The organism is Arthrobacter sp. AQ5-05 (genome assembly GCF_003287975.1).
In the GTDB taxonomy this organism is placed as follows: domain Bacteria; phylum Actinomycetota; class Actinomycetes; order Actinomycetales; family Micrococcaceae; genus Paeniglutamicibacter.
In genome coordinates this window covers 1-1,485 of record NZ_QMKQ01000074.1, presented here as the reverse complement: position 1 = coordinate 1,485, position 1,485 = coordinate 1, and the positions used below count along the sequence as shown (strand labels likewise).

The window sequence follows — 1,485 nt, the reverse complement described above, 5'->3', positions numbered from 1 at the left end:
TCTGGATGCGCCGCCGGGACATCGGTCTCGACGACGATGTGGTCCAGGTATCTGTGGCACAGGGCATCGAAGTAAGCTTTCCTCCCTACCAGGCTGCGCTGGCACTGCATGGAATCCAATCCCGCTAGCGGCCTGACCAGACACGCGAGCGGTTACTCACTAGCGCGGGCGCAAGGACAACCAGCCGCGAGGCTCCTGGGTGACTCCTGTTGGCATTCCTGTTTGTTCGTCCTTTAAAGTCATGCTCAATCAGGTTCCCCCTTTGACCCACGACATCCACCTCGCCGATAATCGCACTTCCATTCCCGCGATGTCCACCGTCAACCGATGACTTGCCGGTCATGACCACGCCCGATGGTTGCTGTACAGGACTTCTCAGGATTCCTGCAGTGGATGCTCCTGGGTGAGGTCCCTAAACCAGCGCATCTGGGCCGCGTCATGGTCCCGGGTCAGCGCTTCGAGTTGCTGCACCAGCGCACAGTACCGGGGTGTACCCGAAAGTGTGGAGGCGATCTGCCGTTTCAGTTCAACGCGCAACCCGTGGAGCGCCTGTTCCCGGGCGCGCGAGAGTTCTTCCCTACCCATGGGATCATCCTTCACGGCACGGCCGTCTTCCACAACGGCGGGGGCCTCCCGACGACAGTGCGATACTCCCCCGCCTTGGAAACCCTGGCGGTCACGAGGCCCACGACCAGGATGCCGGCCTCTGGGCGAACCAGCCAGCGCCCGCACACGGGGTCGAGGCGAAGCCGGGCGGCGTGGGGATGGACAAAATCATTCAAAGTAGTAATAATGGTAATAATATTTTTACTACTTAGGATGTGGTGTTCGTGGTTGAATCCCCCATGGATCGTGCGGCGGCGGCAATCGACGCGATGGAGTCCGAGAACCTAAAGGTGACGGTCACCGCGGTGCGCTCACGCGCCGGGATCTCCATGGAAACCGCACGCTCCGCCGTGGAAGCGTGGCGAACCCAGCGTTCCCGCCCGGTGGTCGCGGTCACCGAGGCCGCGCAACAGGCGTTTGGGCGGTTGTGGGCCGTGGCGGTGGCCGAGGCCGACGCCCGGCACGCCGCACAGCTCGAGGCCGCCCAGGCCGCTCTCGAGGCGGCGCGGGTGGAGGCCGTGGAGGCCGGTGCCCTGGTCGACGCCGAGGCCCACCGCGTCCAAGAAGAAGCCGAGCGGGCCGACGCGGCCGAAGCCCGGGTGGCGGCGTTGGAGACGGAGCTCCGCTCCCTGCACGAGGCTCATACGTCCGAACGTGCCACGGCACAGGACGCGGTAAAGACAGCGCAGGCCGAAACGGGCCGGGCACGCGAGGAAGTCGCGGAACTGCGTGGACGTCTGGCGGTGCTCAGCGAGCAGGCGACCCGCTACTGGGACAACGCCCTCCCCGCGAAACAACCGGAAAAGCGGGACAAGCCCAAACCCCAGCAGTAGCCCATGGCATGCCAGGAGTACGTCATGGGGCGGCTTACTGGTAGTG

The 1,485-nt window shown here is 64.6% G+C and carries 2 protein-coding genes; one reads left to right on the top strand and one right to left on the bottom strand.

Going from position 1 to position 1,485, the window contains the following annotated elements:
• Positions 1–375: 375 nt before the first annotated feature.
• On the bottom strand, positions 376–585 hold the full coding sequence (locus tag DQ353_RS21045; protein ID WP_113765131.1) for a hypothetical protein: 210 nt from the start codon (positions 583–585) through the stop codon (positions 376–378).
• Between the two features lie 245 nt (positions 586–830).
• Between DQ353_RS21045 and DQ353_RS21040 the strand changes: the two genes are divergently transcribed.
• On the top strand, positions 831–1,439 hold the full coding sequence (locus DQ353_RS21040; RefSeq protein WP_146755372.1) for a DNA-binding protein: 609 nt from the start codon (positions 831–833) through the stop codon (positions 1,437–1,439).
• The last annotated feature ends 46 nt before the right edge of the window (positions 1,440–1,485 follow it).

What these genes read in the sequence shown, in the direction of transcription:
- DQ353_RS21045 (WP_113765131.1), bottom strand. Translation starts at nt 585, where the DNA reads ATGGGTAGGGAAGAACTCTCGCGCGCCCGGGAACAGGCGCTCCACGGG.